Origin of the sequence: Vibrio sp. V01_P9A10T6, from assembly GCF_963877065.1 — a bacterium.
Taxonomy (GTDB): Bacteria; Pseudomonadota; Gammaproteobacteria; order Enterobacterales; family Vibrionaceae; genus Vibrio; species Vibrio anguillarum.
The window spans coordinates 1-3,011 of sequence record NZ_CAWNTB010000108.1 but is presented as its reverse complement, the minus strand read 5'-3'; the positions used below and the strand labels follow the sequence as shown (position 1 = coordinate 3,011).

Genomic DNA, 3,011 nt, shown 5'->3' with positions numbered 1-3,011 from the left:
TTTGAGTTAGACCGTGAAAACTACAGTTATGCTTTTGTGTCAGGGCCGAATACAGAATATCTGTGGTTACTTTCAAGAACACCGACTGTAGAACCAGGCATTCTGGACAAGTTTATTGAAATGTCGAAAGAGCGTGGTTTTGATACAAATCGGCTCATTTACGTTCAGCAGCAATAAATACCTAACAAACGCCTCAAGAGGGACTGTCAACGCGCGGCGTTTCCAGTCCCAATGAGCCGCGGTGGTTGCAGTTGTTGTGTTTGAGTTTTGTGGTAATGCGTTGTCAGCCCCTTAGGCGGGCGTTAGCTGAGGTTAAGAAAAATCATGAAATTCCGTGTTCATTTTTTCTTGGTCTGAGGCTCTAGCTTTACACCTGAAAGTCAGCACTTTTCCATGTATCTCGCCAGTGGCACTGTTCGTGAAGTGTTTGAACTAACCGAAGTCTGCTTACTGGAAGTGGTGTGTTTGTTTATTTCTTTGGTGTGGTTTCTTTGGTTTTGAAGCTCTTTCGCGCTTAAATGGATTTCGCGCACTTGGCTGTTGACTTCTTCGAAAGAATTCTTTGTAAATTTAAGTCTTAGAAGCTCGTCAGTTTTCCTGCTATTTCTTCTTTGCCAAGTGCGTTTCGTGGGTTAGGTTTTAGTTTCTCAGTTGTCCGTTTTACTTTGTCGCTTGAAAACAATAATGTGTTTTAAATTAGGCCGTTGGGTAGTCAATCTCCGGCTAAAGTGCAGCAGCTAACAAACGGCTCAAGAGGGATTGCCAACGCTTGGTGACTTTAGTGCAAAATTGAAGTTTAGTGTTTACAGTGGTTTTTTGAGTCTGGCGGTGCGTTGTCAACCCCTTAGCCGGGCGTTAGGCAAGGTGAGTTTTTATCAGCTAAATCGAGTTTGAATTGAACGGTAAATGCCATGTTTTCTGGCTTAAGTTAAGCCATAAATCGTCATCACATATTTTCTGTTTCTTGATCGCGTTGGGTTGTTTGTCGTTGTGAGTTTAGCGGCAAAATAACCTTCAGCATCCAAACGTCCGCCGAGAATGCTACGCTCGTCACTTTTCTTCCAAATCGCTCAATTTTAGTTTTTTGTTTCTTTGCTGATTCAGCATTTTGGTTTATAAATGAATTGGTTAGTTTGTTTTGGTTTGCAAAGAAGCCTTGTTCTTTGGTTTTGAAAGTCTCGGTGTCAATCAGTTGGCCTAACAAACGGCTCAAGAGGGATTGCCAACGCGTGGCGGCTTTAGTCCAAAATTGAAGTTCAGTGGTTACAGTGTGTTTTTTGAGTCCAGTGGTGCGTTGTCAACCCCTTAGCCGGGCGTTAGCTTTCTGGCACTATACGAAACCATTTTCACCTAATGGCTGTTGCGGTATGATATTCCATAAGATTAGACAAATTTATCGAGGTACACTGTGGACTCGCGCTTTCTAGGATTTTCCATCGATTATCAATCAGAGAAATTGAATTTTGATGACTTAATACAAGAACTTTCAGCTTCACTAAGCCATGAGTTTAAAAGTGACACCAGCTCTGACAACAGTCGCATTTTATACTTCAATAGTAACCATGATCCAGACTTCTATCTTGGTATGGTTGTAACTGTCAGAGACCAAAAGAAATTTTGTAAGGGTAAAGTGCAAAATGGCGACTTTACGTTTGACGTTGTCAACCTAAAGCAAGCAGACAAAATCCTTGAGTTTAACTACTTCATTATCAATAAAGAGTCTGGTTTGGGTCTATACCAACATTACCATCAGTCATGTGCACCTCGTATTCTTGGGAAAATGTTGAAAGACTTATCTGCAACATATTCTCGTTCATGTGGCGATGCGTATATAGCGGCAGAAGAAGCCCGTAAAGGTACAACGTTTTCTGAGTCTAAGAAAAGCAAATTGAGAAGACCTTATCGTTCAACACTCAACTTTAGCATTCTTGTTCGTCAAGAGAACCTTGAGCAAATGCTCAAGGAGTATCAAAAAATTAAATCCTTTGAGTTTGAATATGCAACATTAAACCTTGATTTGAAGAAAGCCACTCCATTGGCTAATCATGTTTTGAAGAAAAAAGAGGTTCTACGTTTCCACACACCCAATGATGTGTTGGGCTTAGCAGCTGCAATTTCAGGATTTATAAAAAATAATCCACTGAGTTCAGGCAGAGTAAAAGTGGAAAATGAGCATGGTGATGAATTTCCACTACGTATCTTTGATATGCCAGATTATTTTGCGGTGTACGACTTTGATGATTTGGCTGATAAACTATCAAATATTAAGGCTTCAGAGTTCTTTAATAGTGAATTGGTTAAACTACTTCGAGAAACTTTTGAAGACGAACAATATAGTCACCTGTTTCAGATGAAAGTTTGTAATGAAAGCTAGACTACTAGGTCAGTTTTTTATATCAGCAGTAATTACGCTAATATTCTTTGGTGTCATTTATCATATTATTGAAGTGATAAGTACACCAAAGTACTTCGTGTTTATGAAAATCCAAAGAATGGATTTACTCATGGAGTACTATTCCCAACATATACGAGGTAACTTGTTTGCTGGGCTTATTGCGGTCGGTGGTTTTCTTATGACGGGGAAAACATTCATTTTGGTAACTATGAAGCAAAATGTCTTCGATGACAAAAAATATATTGAAACTCATGAAAAACTTTCAAAGTTCAATTCATCTTTACAAAGATATGCCCCATTAATTGAATTAAAAGATATTTTATACCTTGCTGTTTATATGACGGTTATATCTGCAATCATACAGTTGACAGTAGGTTTAATACCTCACTGGATCGCCTCGATGATATCTATTTTCTTCGCTATTTGGAGCATTGTGCTTGTTATTGACAGCTTAAACCTAATTAAGAGAAACTTAGACTATTGGTTAAATAATATACAAGAAAGCTAACAAACGCTTCAAGAGGGACAGCCAACGCGTGGCGTTTTTACTATGCGTTGGTTTTTGTGATTACGGTGTTATGCGGAAAGTTAGTAGTAGCGTTGGCTGCCCCTTAAG

The 3,011-nt window shown here is 39.1% G+C and carries 3 protein-coding genes; all 3 read left to right on the top strand.

The window, feature by feature from the left end; translation table 11 throughout:
- The coding region (locus tag AACQ21_RS05485) for a lipocalin family protein (RefSeq protein WP_105976428.1) at positions 1-177 on the top strand (177 nt) is incomplete at its 5' end.
- 1,231 nt (positions 178-1,408) lie between these two features.
- Positions 1,409-2,374 (top strand): hypothetical protein, encoded by a 966-nt coding sequence (locus AACQ21_RS05480; RefSeq protein WP_105976427.1) that lies wholly within the window; start codon positions 1,409-1,411, stop codon positions 2,372-2,374.
- Positions 2,375-2,504: 130 nt separating this feature from the next.
- Positions 2,505-2,903 carry a hypothetical protein gene (locus tag AACQ21_RS05475; RefSeq protein WP_181185517.1) on the top strand — a complete coding sequence of 133 codons (399 nt, stop codon included), beginning with the start codon at positions 2,505-2,507 and terminating at the stop codon, positions 2,901-2,903.
- The last annotated feature ends 108 nt before the right edge of the window (positions 2,904-3,011 follow it).

Coding starts and splice junctions, on each gene's coding strand:
- AACQ21_RS05475 (WP_181185517.1), top strand. CDS start 2,505: ATGGAGTACTATTCCCAACATATACGAGGTAACTTGTTTGCTGGGCTT.